Below are 15,774 nucleotides of genomic sequence, written 5' to 3' on the forward strand. Positions count from 1 at the left end.
ATGAAAGGTAACCCCCCATGAAAGCCTCCCTGATCATTCGATCCATGGCAGCGCTCACGGCGTCGTGTCTCGCACTTGCCGCCTGCGGTTCGAGCGCGAAGCAGTCCGGATCGGCCACGTCCGGCAAGACGGTCACGATCGGTGTGAGCTTCGATCTGCTCAACGCGATCCGCCAGGCAGAGAAGGCGGCGATCGAGAAGGCGGCCAAGACGGCCGGATACGACGTCGTCTTCACCGTCGCCGACAAGGACCCGCAGAAGCAGTCCTCGCAGATCCAGGACCTGATCCAGACGCGCAAGGTCAGCGCGGTGATCGTGATCGCCCAGGACGGTCAGCAGATCGCCTCCTCCGTCAGCCTGGCCAAGGCCAGGAACGTTCCGTTCATCGCCATCGACCGGGCGATCGCCGATCAGCAGGACGTCACGTTCCAGATCACCGGCGACCCATCGGCCGACGGCCGGCTTTCCGCGGCCGAGTTCTCGAGCGCGGCCAAGACCGAACCGTTGAAGGTGCTGGAGCTCGTGGGCGCGCTCACCGACCAGAACGCGATCGGCCGCAGGGACGGATTCAACGCCGCTCTCAAGGGCGACCCGAACGTCACCATCGTCAGCCAGGTCCCCACCAACTGGGACCCGGCCCAGGCCCTGGACGGGACGTCCAACGCGCTCCAGAAGAACCCCGACATCAACGCGATCTTCGTTCCCTCGGACTTCCTGCTGCCGTCGGTGCAGTCCGCGCTGACCTCGGCCAACCGGCTGGCCCCGATCGGAGACCCCAAGCACGTGTTCCTGGTGACCATCGACGGTGACCAGAACGGATGCGAGGCCATGCGGGCCAAGACCCTCGACGCCGACATCGCCACCCCCGTCGACGAGTTCGGGCGGCAGGCCGTCTCGGCGATCACCACCGCACTCGGCGGGAAGGCCGTCAACCCCAGGACCGTCCAGACGCGGGGTCTGACCCTGAACCAGGCCGGCTTCGCCGCGACCAGCCCGCAGGTGTGGGGCTGTGTTGCCTGAGTCCGTACGCGGGGAGGGCACCGCCGAGGTGCCCTCCACCGCGCCTGCGACCTACTCCACGAAGCGGACGTCGTGGCTGCGCGATCCGGCCCGGCGCCCCGGGTGGTTCGCCGATCTTTCGATGCTGCCCGCGCTGGTCGCCCTCATCGCGGTGCTGAGCCTGCTCACCGACGGATTGCTGACGCCTTCGAACATCGTCAACGTGTTCAGCCAGTCCGCCGTGGTCGCGATCGCGGCGATCGGCGCGACCTTCGTCATCCTGACCGGCGGCATCGACCTGTCCACCGGAAGCGTGATCGGCGCCGGCGGGGTCGCGGGCGCCTGGATCATCACCGGCACGGGTAATGTCCCGGCAGGCGTCGCGGCAGGACTGCTCACCGGAACCGCGATCGGTCTCGTGATCGGAGCCGTCGTGGCGAGGCTGCCTGTCGTCCCGTTCGCCGTGACCCTTGCCGCGCTCTACGTCGTGAGCGGTGGGACCACGCTGCTCAGCCATGGCAGGACGATCGCCCCGGTCCCCTCCGGGTTCATCGGCTTCAGCATCGATGGGCCCGGTGGGGTTCCGTACTCCGTGTGGCTGGCCGTCGTGCTCTACGCCCTCGCGCAACTCGTCCTGACCCGCACCGCGTGGGGAAGGCGTGTCCTGCACGTCGGAGCGAATGCCGAGGTCGCTCGCGTCAGCGGCGTCAGCGTCACCCGAACCAAGGCGAGCGTCTACGCCGTCGCGGGCCTGTTCTCCGCGATCGCCGGCATCGTCCTGACCTCCGGGCTCGCCGGAGCGGGCGCGAGCATGGGCGGCCCGCTGCTGCTGAACATCGTGGGCGCCGTCGTGCTGGGCGGCACGGGCCTGACCGGCGGGCGGGGCAGCCTGCTGCGCACCGGCATCGGCGTGCTCTTCCTCGGATTTCTCTCCAACGGTATGAGCCTGCTCGGCCTGGCCTCTTTCGACCAGCAGATCGTCACCGGCGTCATCATCTTCCTCGCCGCCTCCGCTGATGGACTCCACCGCCGGCTGAAGCGCGGCCCCTGATAATCAATGACATTCGCGGCACGGATCGGCGAGTTCCGAAAAACGCTATCGACGCCCTAAAAAATCGTGGATACGTTCATTTCAATCTTGTTACGGCGCGCTCGGCGATTCGTACTCATCCGCCATTGTCGGCGCGCCAAGCGGAAAGGATGCCAATGCCGCGCCCCCGTCCCCCCCAATCCGTCCGCGCTCGAATCCGCCTCGGCCGCCGCACATTAGCCTGGGTGCCGGCCGCACTCATGACACTGGTCATGACACTGGTCATGACACCGCTCCTGGCCGTGCCCGGCGTAGCGTCGGCCGCCGCGGAACCCGGCCTCGACCCCAGCCAGTTCCAAGGCGTGCACTGGTCCCGCCTCGGCGACAACTTCACCTTCGACCGGCTCGTCCTGCAGGGACTGTCCGCGAACGACGACTACAACGCGGCCAGAAGCAAGGCCGACGCCATGTTCGCCACGTTCCAGAGCGACCTGGGCGCCAACACCGTCCGGCTGCCGATCAACCCCGCCACCACGGTCTGGAACACCTACAACGGCGTCATCGACGCCGCGACGGCCAGGGGCTTCAAGGTCGTCCTGTCCTACTGGGTGGAAGACGGGAGCAACAAGGTCGTCGACGGTTACCTGCCCACCTGGAACCGGATGTGGGACACCCTCACCGCCAGGTACGTGAACAACCCCCAGATCTATTTCGACCCGATAAACGAGCCCATCGGATTCACCACCCCCCAGTGGCTGGACTTCGCCGCCAATTGGATAGCCCGCGTGAGTTCCGCCGGCTTTCCCAGGAACCGGATGCTCATCGAGGGCGCCCAAGCCGACGGCGGCGGCTGGGGATCCGACCTGAGGCCGCTGTGCAACGACTCCCGATTCGCCGGGACCTACCTCGCGATGCACCGCTATGCCTTTCCCTATGCCGCGAGGACCTATGACCAGTGGGTCAACGACATCAAGACCTATATGGGAAACTGCCCCGCACGCACCATCGTGGAGGAGTTCGGCGCGGACGCCGACAACGGCATCAACTACAATGCCACCCCGAGCGCCTCGACCCCCAAAGAGGTCGCGTTCCTGCGCGCCATCACCGACGTCATCCGCGAATACCGCCTGGGCGCGATCTGGTGCCACGGCGTCGGCGGCAGGACCACGAGCCCGGACCACGACTCGCTCAATATCCTGAGACTCTACAGCGGGTTCTACGGCGGCACCGGCAATTTGCCGCTGTGGACGCCGAACCCCACGGCGACCGACCGTCTCAAATACGCCTGGGGCAGGTCCGTCTCGGCTACGACCCAGCTGCGAAACGTCTTCTACAATAGGTGCCTCGACGTACCCGGCAATTCACACAACAACGATGTCCGGCTCCAGGTCTCGGACTGCCGGAACGGCGACAACCAGCGATGGACCAGGCAGGCCAACGGCACGATCACCGTCTACAACGGCACGAAATGCCTGGACGCCTTCGGCTTCGGCAAGACCAACGGCACCCGTGTGGTCATCCACGACTGCTTGGGCAACGCCAACCAGAAGTGGCTCTTCTTCTCCGACGGGACGATCCGCGGAGTCGACTCCAAGCTCTGCCTGGACGCCGACCTGTACAGCGCCCAGAACGTCCAACTGTGGTCCTGCGGGAACGGCAACAACCAGAAGTGGCAGCTCCTCTGACGGGGACGCGCGAAGGCCGGTCTCGGATCGAGGTCCGCGACCGGCCCCCTCAGGTTCAGGGTGTGGCCCGGAAATTCTGGCGCTGGCGTCCCAGGTGGTCGATCTCAAGCTCGACCACGTCCCCGGCGCGCAGGTAGGGCCGGTCCTGGCTGCCGAGGGCGACACCCGCGGGCGTGCCGGTGTTGATGACGTCGCCGGGGTTGAGGACCATGAACTGGCTGACGTACCAGATCAGGTGAGCCACGTCGAAGATCATGTCCGCGGTGGTGCCGTCCTGGCTCAGGTGCCCGTTGACCCAGAGCCGCAGGCTCAGCTTCTGCGGGTCGGGGACCTCGTCGGCGGTGAGGATCGGGCCGGCCGTGCCGCGCGAATTTCATGTTCCCGCCTCTCTCGGACCCTGCTTGATTGTTTCGACAGACTAGCCTCAGGTATTCGGAGCAATGAGACCGTCATCCGAATGTGCGTCATTCGGATTCCGGCTCCGGCCTGCGACTATTCGTGGGACGGATGACGTCGTTCTGTTACTCGCGCTTCGTCCGGCGTCGCCCCGGGATCTAGGGTGACTTGCGTGACACCCTCTGAATCTGAACTCGAACGATTTCAGGAATACCGGTCCGGCATGTTCGCGCATTGGCTGGATCTTGGATGACCGCGTCGATGCCGGCCGACGTCGCCGTCCCTTTGGTTCCGCTGGAGGGCGTGGACGACGTGGGCCTTGCCCGTGAGCACCTCGGCCGCGGGACGCTCGTGCGGGTGGCCGATGGCGTCGTCGCCGCGGTCGACGACATCCCGGAGGGCCACAAGGTCGCCGTGCGCGCCGTCGCCAAGGACGCGGCCGTCCGCAAGTACGGCGAGGTCATCGGCATCGCGCTGCGCGACATCCCGCCCGGCGCCCACGTTCACACGCACAACCTCGGGGTCGGGCCGCAGAGCCTCGGCCTCGCGACGGTCCCCTCCACGCCGTCGCCGTGGTCCGCGCCGGCCGTCCCGACGCGCGACCATTTCCTCGGCTACCGCAGACCTGACGGCCGGGCCGCGACCCGCAACTACCTGGCCGTGCTCCCGACGGTGAACTGCTCCTCGACGGTGGCCCGCATGGTGGCACATGCCGCGAACGCCCAGGTCAAGGTGCCCGGTTTGGACGGGGTCATCGCCCTCACCCACGAGTTGGGCTGCGGTATGGCCGAGGGCACCGCAGGCGACGACATCCTGCGCCGCACCCTGCGCGGGTATGCCGGGCACGCGAACATCGCCGGTGTCGTGATGGTCAGTCTGGGCTGCGAGATCAACCAGCCGGAGAACATCTTCGGCGGCGGCCTGGCCGTCGAGACCCTCTCCATCCAGGACCTGGGCGGTACGGCCGCCACCGTCAACGCCGCCTTGGAGTCCATCTCGGCGATGGCGTCGCGGCTCGCCGGCCTGCGGCGTGAGCCCATTCCGGTCGGCGAACTGATACTGGGATTGCAGTGCGGCGGCAGCGACGCCTACTCCGGGCTGACGGCCAATCCGACATTGGGCGTGGCCGCCGATCTGCTGGTGGCCGCCGGTGGCCGGGTCGTCCTCGGTGAGACTCCCGAGATCTACGGTGCCGAGCACATGCTGCGCACGCGGGCCGCCGCGCCCGAGGCCGCCCGCCGCGTCGACGAGCTGATCGCCTGGTGGCAGGCCTATACGGCGAGCAATGACGCGGAGCTGGACAACAACCCGTCCAGGGGCAACCGGGACGGTGGCATCACGACGATCTGGGAGAAGTCGCTCGGTGCGGTCCTGAAGGGCGGGACGAGCCCGCTCAACGACGTGGTCGCCTACGCCGCCCCGGTCATCGCCCCGGGGCTGACCTTCATGGACACCCCCGGGTACGACCCGGTGTCGGCGACCGGCATGGTCGCCGGCGGGGCCAACCTGCTGGCGTTCACGACCGGCCGGGGATCGGTCTTCGGGTCACGCCCGACTCCCTGTCTCAAGATCACCACGACGACCCGGTTGTACGAGCACATGCGCGCCGACATGGACTTCGACGCGGGCCCGGCGATGTCGCGGGAAGACCAGATCCGTTATGGAATCCTGCTGTTCGAGGCCCTGGTCGACATGGCGTCGGGTACGCCGAGCAAGTCCGAGGCGCTCGGCTTCGGCACCGAGGAGATCGTGCCGTGGCGGATGGGAGCCGTAGTATGACGTCGGTTTTCTGGGACGGCCGGGCCACCTTGGGCGAGGGGCCGCTGTGGGACGCGCGGATCGACGCCCTGCACTGGGTGGACATCGTCGAAGGAACCGTCTACACCCAGGCCGCCGACGCCGAGCGTCCGGCCAGGATCCACGTCGGGGCCCAGGTCGGCTGCCTCGGCCTCACCGACGATCCGCATGTGCTCGTCGCCGCCATGCGTACCGGCTGGCATCTCCTGGACGTCCGTACCGGCGACCGCGCGTTCCTGGCCGACCCCGAGGCGGACCGCCCGGCCTGCCGGTTCAACGACGGGTCGGTCGACCCCGCCGGGCGGTTCTGGACCGGTTCGCTGGAGGACGGCGAGACGCGGCGCGAGGGCCGGCTCTACCGATTGGACGCCGACGGCGCCTACACCGTCGTGGACGAGGGCTTCTACTGCCCCAACGGCATCGACTGGTCGCCGGACGGGCGGTGGATGTACTTCGTCGACTCCCGCGACGACGTGATCTACCGGTACGCCTTCGACGTCGAGTCAGGGGAGGCGACGGCTCGTCAGGTCTTCGCGGACACCTCGGCGCTCCCCGGCATCCCCGACGGGCTCCGCGTCGACGCCGCGGGTGACGTCTGGTGCGCCTTCTGGGACGGAGCCCACGTGACCCGCTTCACCTCCGGCGGCGCCGTGGCCGAGCGGGTGGGGGTTCCGGTCATCCGTCCGACGAGCATCGCCTTCGGCGGGCCGCGGCTCCAGACGATGTACATCACCTCGGCGTCCATCGGCCTCACCTCCTCCCAGCTGGACATGCGGCCGCCGGCAGGGGCGGTACTGCGGCATGACGTCGACACCCCGGGACGGCCGTCGACCCCCTTCCGCTTCGCACGAGAGGTCATCGCATGAGATTCGGCGAGAAGGTCGCCGTCGTCACCGGCGCCGACTCCGGCATCGGCCGGGCGACGGCGGTCCGGCTCCTGCGCGAGGGAGCCACGGTGGTGGCGGTCGACCTGAAGCACACCAGGCCGTGGCCGGACCACGACAAGGGACGCCTTCGCCCGCTCGACCTGGACGTCGCGGACCTGGACGCGGCGCAGTCGCTGGAAAAGTACCTGCGCGGGGAGTTCCAGCAGGTCGACGTGCTGGCCAACGTCGCCGGAATCCTGCGTATCGCACCCTTCCTTCAGGTCTCACGGGCCGACTGGGATCGCGTCGTCGCGGTGAACCTGACAGGGGTCTTCTTCCTGTGCCAGGCCGTCGCTCGCATCATGGTCGACCACGGCACGCCCGGCCGCATCGTCAACGTCTCCTCGGTCCACGCCGTGGTCTCCGAGCCGAACGCCGCGCCGTACACGGCGACCAAAGGCGGGCTCGAGGCGATGACCCGCACGATGGCATCGGAGCTGGCCCCCCACGGCATCACCGTGAACTGCGTACGGCCGGGCGCCACCCGGACCAAGATGAGCGAGCCCATCTACACCCCCGAGATCGTCAGCTCTCTGACCGCGAAGATCCCGCTGGGGAAGATCGCGCCACCCGAGTGGGTGGCGGCCGCCATCGTCTACCTCGCGTCAGAAGAGGCGTGCTACACCACGGGCGCCTGCCTGGACGTCGACGGCGGATACGCCATGGACGGTTCGCTGCCCGGAACGGCGTACTGATGGGCACCGTCGCCGTGGTGACGGGCGCGGCCTCCGGTATCGGCCGCGCCACCGCTCTGCGCCTGGCCCGCGAGGGCTACGAGGTCGCGATGATGGATCTCGACGTCACCGGTCTCGTCGAGACGGGCGCCCTGATCCAGCGGGCCGGTGGCCTGGCACACCCTTTCACCGTCGACCTGTGCGACCCGCTGGCCGTGGGGTCGGTGACCCGGGAGATCGCCGTCACCGTCGGCGCCCCGGAAGTGCTGGTGAACGTGGCCGGGATCGGCCTGTCCGCGAACGTCCTGGAGACGAGTGACGCCGACTGGAACCGCGTCATGGCGGTGAACCTCACCGGGCCGTTCCTCACCATCCGGGCGACCCTGCCGCTGATGCTCGACCGCGGCAGCGGCGTGATCGTCAACATCGCCTCCGTCGGCGGTCAGGTGGGGCTGGCGCGCCGGGCGGCGTACTGCGCGTCCAAGGCCGGGCTGGTCGGCCTCACCCGGGCGGTCGCCGTCGACCACGCACGCGAAGGAATCCGCTGTGTGGCGATCTGCCCCGGAACCGTGGAGACCGAGTGGATCGGGAAGATCCTCGCGAACGCGGCGGATCCGGTGGCGGCCCGAGCCGCGATGGCGGCGCGGCAGTTGGACGGGCGCATGGGCGCGCCGGACGAGATCGCGGCCATGGTCGCCTTCCTCGCGGGGCCCGAAGGCAGGTTCGTCAACGGGGCCGCACTCGTCCTCGACGGAGGGATGACGGCGGCATGAGGACGCTGACCGCCGCCCGGGCGATCTCCGCCGACCTGGGCAGGATCGTCGGTGCGCAGAACGTCAAGGTCCGCCCGGCCGCCCTGGTGCCGTACCGGACGGACGCCACGTTCGGCTTCACCGGCGTGCCGGCGGCGGTCGTCAGGCCCGGCGGTACCGAGGAGGTGCCGCCCCGCCAGGTGATCAGTGCGCTCGGTGACCACGTCGAGGTGCCCGGCGCGTCCGACTGCTGTGGCGCGGCCGGTACGTATGCCCTCCTCAGGCGCCGCGACAGCCGGCGGGTCCTGGCTGCGAAGATGGCGGAACTGGCCGCACTTAATCTAGATTTCCTGGTTGTGGTGAACCCGGGGTGCCAGCGTCAACTGATCGCGGCGGTGCGCCGCGCTCGGCTGGGAACGCGAGTGCTCCATCTGGCGGAGCTCGTCGCCATGGCTCAGACGGCGACGGCGGACGGATGAACGGCTCGCCGGGCCCTTCGGACGACCGCCCCGCCGACGAGATCGCCGACCTCGCCCCACGCGATCCGCGGGACGCCATGTCGCTGCAGACCGCCTGGCTGCGCAGTTTCCTCGCGGTGGCGGACAAAGGCGGATTCGGCGCCGCCACCCTCGGCCTGCACCTGTCGCAGTCGCGCGTCAGCGCCCACGTCGCGGCCCTGGAACATGCCCTCGGAGTGACCCTCTTCGATCGCAAGGCACGCCCCATCTGCATGACCGAGGCGGGCGAGCTGTTCCGCGGACACGCCCTGAACGCCCTCCTTGAACTCCAGCGCGGCATCGAAGCCGCCCGCAGCACGCTCGACAACTTCGTCGCGCACATCAAGCTCGGCAGCTACCCGAGCGTCAGCTCGACGTACCTTCCCACGGTGTTGCGGGAGCTGACGTCGAAATACCCGGGCATCACGATCGAGCTCCACGAGGGAACGGCCTCGACACTGGAGGAGATGGTCGTCAGCGGGGCCGTCGACCTCGCGTTCCGGCCGCTGCTCCCGAAGATGCACGAGACCACGCTCTGCCATCGAACCATCTGGCGCGAGGACATCGTCGCCGTGATGCGCGAGCAGGACCCCCTCACCCAGAAGACCTCGGTCAGCGTCGACGACATCCTGCAGCGGCCACTGATCGGCAATCCGGCCGGCAGCGAGGACGACGGCGGCGGGTTCGACCTGCGCAACACCCTCGGGGACGAGGCGGGACGAGCCGACATCGCCTACCTCACCGACCAGCCGGCGACCCTGGTCGCACTGGTCCGCTCCGCCTTCGGCATCGGCGTCGTCAACCGTCTCGCCCTGGAGACCACCAGCACCGAAGGCCTCGCGATCCGCACCATAGATTCCCCCACCGCCCGCAGGGAAGTCGCCCTCTTCTGGACCCGACGCCGCTCGGACGCCGCAGCGGTCAAGGCATTCCTCGACGCCCAGGAACGCGCCCAGCTCCCCCCCGGCGTACAGGCCATCCCAACTCCGGGTACTCCCGGTTCGGCGGGTGTCATGCGAACGGGCCGCCAGGCCCGTTGAGTGGGCGGCCCGGTTCGGGCGGTTCACGGTCAGGCCTTGTTGAAGAGGTTCTTGGCCCAGAGGTAGGAGACGACGGCGATGCCGGCGCACCAGGCGGTGGCGATGGCGCCGCTGTTGCCGATCGGGGTGCCGAGGAGCAGGCCGCGGACGGTTTCCATGACCGGGGTGAAGGGCTGGTATTCGGCGAACCAGCGCAGGACGGTGGGCATGGAGTCGGTGGGGACGAAACCGCTGCCGAGAAAGGGCAGCAGGATCAGGGGCATGGGGGGGTTGCTGGCGGCCTCGCGGGTCGGGGACTTCATGCCGAGGGCGACCGCGAGCAGGTGACGGCCACGACGAACAGGGTGAGCAGGCCGGCGGTGGCCAGCCATTCGACGGCGGTGGCGTTGGGGCGGAAGCCGAGGTTGGGGCGGAAGCCGAGCGCGAAGGTGATGCCGATGACGGCGGCCATGCCGAGGAACTGCTGGATGACGCTGCCGACGACGTGGCCGGTCAGGACCGAGGCTCGGGAGATTCGCATGGTGCGGAAGCGGGCGATGATGCCTTCGGTCATGTCGGTGGCGACCATGACGGCGGTCCCGGTCGCGGCGGTGGCCACCGCCATGAGCTGGATGCCGGGGACGACGTAGTTGACGTAGGCGTCGCGGCCGCCGCCGCCGAGTCCTTTGCCCAGGGTGCCGCCGAACACCCAGACGAACACGATCAGGATGATGACGGGAGTGGCGACCAGCTGCACGGTCATGGACGGGTAGCGGATCAGGCGCTTGAGCTGGCGCCGCATCATGGTGGAGTTGTCGCGCATGGCGAGGGACAGGGTGCTCATCAGGTGGTGTAGCCGAGGGCGGCGGTTGAATGCGGCCTTGGCCTTCTGGATCTCCCCTGGGTCTCCGCCCGCGACCAGGTAGCGCAGGCCGCCGATGGTGAACATCAGCGTTGCCAGTGCGACCTGCAGGCCGACCAGCCAGTGCCGGAGGTTGTCGAAGACCGTTCCTCTGCGCGGGGGTGGCCTCGGGTCAGTGGACGAGCAGGTTGATGGCGACGCCGATGGGGATTGAGGTGAGCACGCCGAGGGCGAAGAACATCCACTGTTGACGGTTCTGGGCTTGGGTGGTGGCTCTGGTTTCGCTGAGGAGGACTTGCCGTATCTTCTCGGCTTGCACGTGGTCGATGGCGAGGAGTTGCTGTTGTTCTCCGGCTTGGGCGAGGAGTGTGTCGCGGGCTGCCTCTTGGGCTTCGAGGTCGTGTCGCAGGTCGTCGAGGAGCGCGGCGGCTTGGCTCGGACAGCCACCATCGCCATCCTCCACACTCGCGATCTCTACGCCCGGCTCATGTGACCCCGTGGTCATCCGTGTGCGCTGGGCGGGCTCCAGGAGCGGACGGTTGGTGTCACCCTGCTGGTGTGCCGCTTCCGGGTCAGAAATCAGGCCGTACTACAGGTCTTTCTGTAGGGGACATCCGGGAGGAATTGATTCCACTCGTCCTGGCTGAGGTCGCGGGCGAGGGCGGCACAGATATGTGCCGCCGTTCGGCGGGTGTCGATGTTCCAGAGGATCACCGTCTGGTCCTCGCCGGCGGAGGCGAGGGTGCGTCCATCCGGACTGACCTCCACGGCCCTGATCGGCCCGGTCTGGCCGGTCAGGGTGGCGAGCCGTTCACCGGTGGCGGGATCCCACAGCCTGACCGTTCGACCCCCCGCGGTCGCGAGGACGCGACCATCCGGGCTGAACCCCAGGGTGGTCACCGGTCCTTCGTTGTCGGTGAGCGTGGCCAGGCGGGTCCGACGTGCGACGTCCCAGAGGATGACGGAGTCGTTCTTGTCCGCGAACGCAAGGGTGCGGCCATCCGGGCTGAAGCCGACCGAGGAGACCATTTCGCTGTGGGCGAGGGTGCCTACGCGGGTGCGGTTCGCCACGTCCCACAACACCACGGTGTGATGGTGGCCGCCGACGGCGAGGATGCGCCCGTCCGGGCTGAAATCGGCGCTGTTGAGCGCGTACTCGTGTGTCAGGGTGGCCAGGCGGGTCCGACGGGCGACGTCCCAAAGGATCACCCTTCGATCGCTACTCGCGGTGGCGAGGATACGCCCGTCCGGGCTGAAAACGACATTGCGGATCATATCGCTGTGCCCGGTGAGCTTGACCGGGGATGCGCCACCCGTGGCGTTCCAGATATTGAGGTAGTAGTCGCGAGTACCACCCTGGTGTTGGGCTGTGCCCGTGACGGATGCCAGGGTACGGCCGTCGGGGCTGAACGCCACGGCGTTGACCGGCCCTGCCCGGCCGGTGAACGTGGCCAGCCGGGTGCGGCCTTCGACCCCCCAGAGGATGACCGTCTCGTCCGCGCCGGCTGTGGCGAGACTGCGCCCGTCGGGGCTGAAGGCGACGTCGTTGACCCAGTCGGTATGGCCGACAAGGGACAGCCGTGTGGGGTCCCACAAGATGACTCTCGAATCCTCTCCGGCTGAGGCGAGCGTGAGACCGCGCGGCTGGAAGGCGACCGCGTAAATACTGTCGGTGTGGCCGTGGAGCGTGGCGAGGCGCCTGCGGCGAGCCACGTCCCAAAGGATCACTGTCCGGTCATGGCCGGCGGTGGCGAGAGTTCGGCCATCGGGGCTGAAGGCGACCGTTCTGGCCTCTCCGGTGTGGCCGGTCAGTGTGGCGAGGCGCGTCCGCCGCCGAACGTCCCAGAGGACCACGGTCTGATCAGGGCTGGCTGAGGCCAGGGTGCGCCCATCGGGGCTGAAGGCGACGTCGTCAACCGATTGGGTGTGCCCGGAGAGGGTGGTCAGCAGCTTGCCCGTAGCCGGATCCCACAGGTTTATGGCGTGGTCGGCCCCGCCGGTGACCACGGTGCGTCCGTCAGGGCTGAACGCCACCGTTTGCACGAAACCGGCGTGGCCGGTGAGCGTGGCGAGGCGCGCCCGCCGCGCCACGTCCCAAAGGATCACGGTCTTGTCGGCGCCGACAGAGGCGAGGGTGCGCCTGTCCGGGCTGAAGGCCACGTCATTGACGGCCGCGGTGTGGCCCGTGAGCGTGGCCAGGGGCTTGCGCCGTGCCACGTCCCACAACACGACTTTGTGGTCGTCCCCTCCGGTCGCGAGGGTGCTCCCGTCCAGGTTGAAGGCGAGCGCTCTGAGCCAGGTCGCGTGGCCCGTGAGGGTGGCCAGATTTGTACGACGTGATGCGTCCCACAGCATCACGGTCTTGTCCTTGCCGGGGGTGGCCATGGTGCGTCCATCCGGACTGAAGGCAACCTCAGAGATCGCGTCGGTGTGGCCGGTGAGCTCCGTTCGGTACGCCTGGTGTGCGGACATGCTGAGCAAGGCGCTGCGGGCCTCGGCCGAGGGCGCGATGTGGAAGGCCTCCACGCTGAGCAGCATCGCTGTGCCGGGGCGGGAGTCGAGCAGCGCGAGAGCCTGAGCCGCGAGTTGGCGGGAGAGCGCGATGCGGCCCGCCTCCTCTGCCTCCTGACGCTGCTGGACGGACATGACCCCGACGCTGGTGGTGACGAGGACCAAGAAGGCCAGGCCGGTGGTGAGGTACCGCAGTTGCCGATGGCGGCGGGCTGCGGCCTGCTTCTCGGCCGCCTCGGCGGTGATGCTCGCGTCCAGGAACCTCCGCTCGAACGAGTTGAGCCTGTCCAGGTGTGTGTCTCGCGCCGCCCATTCCTGTGCCAGCGCCAGGCTCGCACCCCGGTACAAGGCCCCAGGGTCGTGATCGAGCGACGCCCAGGTCTGGGTGGCCTCTGTGAGCTGGCGGTGCGTCCGCAGGTCTTCGCGGTCGGCGGTGAGCCACATGCGCAGGCGAGGCCAGGCGCCGATCAGCGCCTCGTGCGCGATCTCCACGGTGTCATCGCCCACCGTCAGAAGCCGGGCCTTGGCCAGCTTGTCGAGCGCGGCGGTGAGGTCGGGATCGTCAACGTCGAGTTCGGTGGGAGCGACGCGGCGCCTGGTGTCCTCGGTGCCCTCACCCAGCGCGGTCAGCCGGAGGAACAGACCGTGCGCCTGGTGCTGCTGACCTCGCGTGAGGCCTTTGTACACGGTCTCGGCGGTTTGCGCCAACGCACCCCGGATCCCCCCGGCGGCGTGATATCCCGCCAGGGTGAGGGTGTTTCCGCGCCGACGCCGCCACGTCTCCAGCAGGGCGTGAGAAACCAGGGGCAGGGCGCCGGACTGGCCCACGGCGTCAGCCACGAGCTCCGTCAGCAGTGAGCCTTCCACGGTGCAGTTCGCACGGTACGCGGGCTGCGTGATCGCACGGCGCAGCTCATCGGCGCTCATGGGCCCGACCAGAACCTGGGAGTCGCTCAGAGCGGCGGCCAGGTCCGGGTGATCGGAACAGTGTTTGTAGAAATCCGCTCGTACTCCGAGCACTACCCGCGACCGGCTGTTCTCGGCCTGAGCGGCCTCCATCAGCGCCGTGATGAACTTGGCCCTCTCGCGTTGGTCCTGGCAGAGGGTGAAGACCTCCTCGAACTGATCCACCACCAGCACCAGATCACCAGGAGGCTGCCGCCCGGCCAGAGCCTCCCGGATGCCGAGATGGAGATTCCGCGGATCAGCGACCAGATCGGCGTACAGCCGCCCAGCCGTCCGCCCCGTCACGGCCGCAAGCTGGATGGCGCACTCCTCCAACGGACGTGGTCCCGGGGTGAACACGACCGTCGGCCAAAGCTCCCCCGTTTCCTGCGCGCCGGCCTGGATTCTGGCGACCATCCCCGCGCGCAGCACCGAGGACTTTCCCACGCCAGAGGGACCGAATACCGCGAGGAACCGCCGCTCGGACATTCGCGTGAGCAACTCTTCGACCAGCCGTTCCCGGCCGAAGAACCGCTCGGCATCGTCGAGTTCAAACGCGGCCAGACCGACGTAGGGCGACCCGGCCTCGGTGTCTTCCCTCCCCGCGGGGGGCGTCTCCGCCAGCGCCACCTTGGCGGCGACCTCATGCCAGCGCCGCTCCCACTCGACGTCGTCTCCGCCACACGCTCGCACGTACGCAAGAGCCACCGCAAGGCTGGGAAGTTTCCGTCCACCGGCCGCCTCCGAGAGCGCCGCCGCAGAGTAGTGCGCCTGTCGTCCCAGATCCCGATATGTCGGAGAACCAGCCTTCTCCCGTAATCGCCGCAGGTCCGCCGCGAATTCCACGACCCCCTCGTCGCCCGGCCCCAGCGGTCGTTCTGGCCTGGGCATCATCCCACCCCCTGTCGACCTCGCGCTTATCGATCTCCGGGCCGCTTGTCCTGCTATATCGACGGTTGCCGAGACGGGGATTGTTCACCAGTTGTTGTTCAGGCTCCACCCGTCGACCGTGAACAACAACCGAACGCTAGATATACCCCATCGGCGAACAACGCCGGCCGATTGCCTCGACAAACACCGGTAACGAATTAAAGAGCCGAGAACTAACCACAGAAACGGACCGCCGAAAACCAGCGGGCAGGTCGGATCGGCATCGGGGACAACTTTACGCAGGTAGGAGGGACAGACGTGAACAAAGCAAGCCGGCCTTGGATCTGCGCGACCTTCGTCGTTCTAGGACTGGTCGCGCCTACCGCACCCGCCATCGCACACTCATCGACGGACCGGACGCTCCAGAGCGACTCGGCACTCCGGAACGCCGAAAGCCGCGCCCGTACGGCCGCTGACAGGAATTGCACACGGCCCCTGTGCGGCTACGTCTACAACCGCGACAACCGGTACAACCTCCTGATCACGGACGACTGGGGAAAGCGGAAGGATCGGCGCACGTGGTTTTCGCTCAGGCCGGGACAGAACGGTTCCCACGTCGGGGTCAAAGACGTCGACGGATTCTGGGTCGGCCCACGGTGCAAGGTCAAGAAGGCCTGGGTCCGCAACTACGGCGCCGGCTGGCACAAAGTACGCAATGGGCAGCGGGTCGTGATCACCGACATCAAGTGCTCGTGACCTGTCGCGGGGCCTCTGCGCACCTCAATTCGCACCAAGCGCATCCTTCGCATCCA

Annotated in this window: 13 protein-coding genes and 2 pseudogenes; 10 read left to right on the forward strand and 5 right to left on the reverse strand. The window is 68.2% G+C overall.

Annotated elements, in window-relative coordinates; genetic code table 11:
- Positions 1-17 precede the first annotated feature (17 nt).
- The 3 genes from ABD810_RS03055 to ABD810_RS03065 all read left to right on the forward strand — a co-directional run bounded on the left by ABD810_RS03055 (position 18) and on the right by ABD810_RS03065 (position 3,713).
- Positions 18-1,019, forward strand: coding sequence for a sugar ABC transporter substrate-binding protein (locus tag ABD810_RS03055; protein ID WP_344933888.1), 1,002 nt, complete (start codon positions 18-20; stop codon positions 1,017-1,019).
- Positions 1,009-2,049, forward strand: coding sequence for an ABC transporter permease (locus ABD810_RS03060; protein WP_344933890.1), 1,041 nt, complete (start codon positions 1,009-1,011; stop codon positions 2,047-2,049). The genes ABD810_RS03055 and ABD810_RS03060 overlap by 11 nt, the downstream gene beginning before the upstream one ends.
- Before the next feature lie 251 nt (positions 2,050-2,300).
- Positions 2,301-3,713 (forward strand): ricin-type beta-trefoil lectin domain protein, encoded by a 1,413-nt coding sequence (locus tag ABD810_RS03065; RefSeq protein ID WP_344933892.1) that lies wholly within the window; start codon positions 2,301-2,303, stop codon positions 3,711-3,713.
- Between the two features lie 55 nt (positions 3,714-3,768).
- Here ABD810_RS03065 and ABD810_RS03070 read toward each other — a convergent pair whose 3' ends face one another.
- Positions 3,769-4,062, reverse strand: coding sequence for a fumarylacetoacetate hydrolase family protein (locus ABD810_RS03070; RefSeq protein WP_344935387.1), 294 nt, complete (start codon positions 4,060-4,062; stop codon positions 3,769-3,771).
- Between the two features lie 296 nt (positions 4,063-4,358).
- On the opposite strand from ABD810_RS03070, the gene ABD810_RS03075 reads away from it, so the two are divergent.
- From ABD810_RS03075 to ABD810_RS03100, 6 genes are read left to right on the forward strand one after another with little or no spacing between them, the layout of a single operon-like run.
- A complete protein-coding gene (locus tag ABD810_RS03075) occupies positions 4,359-5,888 on the forward strand; it encodes a UxaA family hydrolase (protein WP_344933895.1) in 1,530 nt (509 codons plus the stop codon).
- Positions 5,885-6,772 (forward strand): SMP-30/gluconolactonase/LRE family protein, encoded by an 888-nt coding sequence (locus ABD810_RS03080; RefSeq protein WP_344933898.1) that lies wholly within the window; start codon positions 5,885-5,887, stop codon positions 6,770-6,772. The genes ABD810_RS03075 and ABD810_RS03080 overlap by 4 nt, the downstream gene beginning before the upstream one ends.
- Positions 6,769-7,527, forward strand: a complete 759-nt coding sequence (locus ABD810_RS03085; RefSeq protein ID WP_344933900.1) for an SDR family NAD(P)-dependent oxidoreductase — start codon at positions 6,769-6,771, stop codon at positions 7,525-7,527. Before ABD810_RS03080 ends, ABD810_RS03085 begins: the two co-directional genes overlap by 4 nt.
- The gene (locus tag ABD810_RS03090; protein WP_344933902.1) at positions 7,527-8,279 is read left to right on the forward strand and encodes an SDR family NAD(P)-dependent oxidoreductase; all 753 of its coding nucleotides are present in this window, start codon (positions 7,527-7,529) and stop codon (positions 8,277-8,279) included. The genes ABD810_RS03085 and ABD810_RS03090 overlap by 1 nt, the downstream gene beginning before the upstream one ends.
- On the forward strand, positions 8,276-8,737 hold the full coding sequence (locus tag ABD810_RS03095; RefSeq protein WP_344933904.1) for a heterodisulfide reductase-related iron-sulfur binding cluster: 462 nt from the start codon (positions 8,276-8,278) through the stop codon (positions 8,735-8,737). The genes ABD810_RS03090 and ABD810_RS03095 overlap by 4 nt, the downstream gene beginning before the upstream one ends.
- Positions 8,734-9,795, forward strand: a complete 1,062-nt coding sequence (locus tag ABD810_RS03100) for a LysR family transcriptional regulator (protein WP_344933906.1) — start codon at positions 8,734-8,736, stop codon at positions 9,793-9,795. Before ABD810_RS03095 ends, ABD810_RS03100 begins: the two co-directional genes overlap by 4 nt.
- Positions 9,796-9,824: 29 nt before the next feature.
- Here the strand turns inward: ABD810_RS03100 and ABD810_RS03105 are convergent.
- From ABD810_RS03105 to ABD810_RS03120, 4 genes and pseudogenes are all read right to left on the reverse strand, one after another.
- Positions 9,825-10,618 (reverse strand): annotated as a pseudogene (locus ABD810_RS03105) (ABC transporter permease).
- A gap of 39 nt (positions 10,619-10,657) precedes the next feature.
- Positions 10,658-10,771: pseudogene (locus ABD810_RS03110) on the reverse strand (hypothetical protein); the annotation flags it as partial.
- 37 nt (positions 10,772-10,808) lie between these two features.
- Entirely contained in the window at positions 10,809-11,099 is a 291-nt protein-coding gene (locus tag ABD810_RS03115) for a hypothetical protein (RefSeq protein ID WP_344935440.1), read from the reverse strand.
- Between the two features lie 116 nt (positions 11,100-11,215).
- Positions 11,216-14,938 carry an nSTAND1 domain-containing NTPase gene (locus ABD810_RS03120; protein WP_344933908.1) on the reverse strand — a complete coding sequence of 1,241 codons (3,723 nt, stop codon included), beginning with the start codon at positions 14,936-14,938 and terminating at the stop codon, positions 11,216-11,218.
- 342 nt (positions 14,939-15,280) lie between these two features.
- Here ABD810_RS03120 and ABD810_RS03125 point away from each other — a divergent pair, with 342 nt between their 5' ends.
- Positions 15,281-15,718: a hypothetical protein gene (locus ABD810_RS03125; protein ID WP_344933910.1), complete on the forward strand. Its 438-nt coding sequence runs from the start codon at positions 15,281-15,283 to the stop codon at positions 15,716-15,718.
- Positions 15,719-15,774: the final 56 nt, after the last annotated feature.

Source organism: Sphaerisporangium flaviroseum, assembly GCF_039537005.1.
Classification (GTDB): Bacteria; Actinomycetota; Actinomycetes; order Streptosporangiales; family Streptosporangiaceae; genus Sphaerisporangium; species Sphaerisporangium flaviroseum.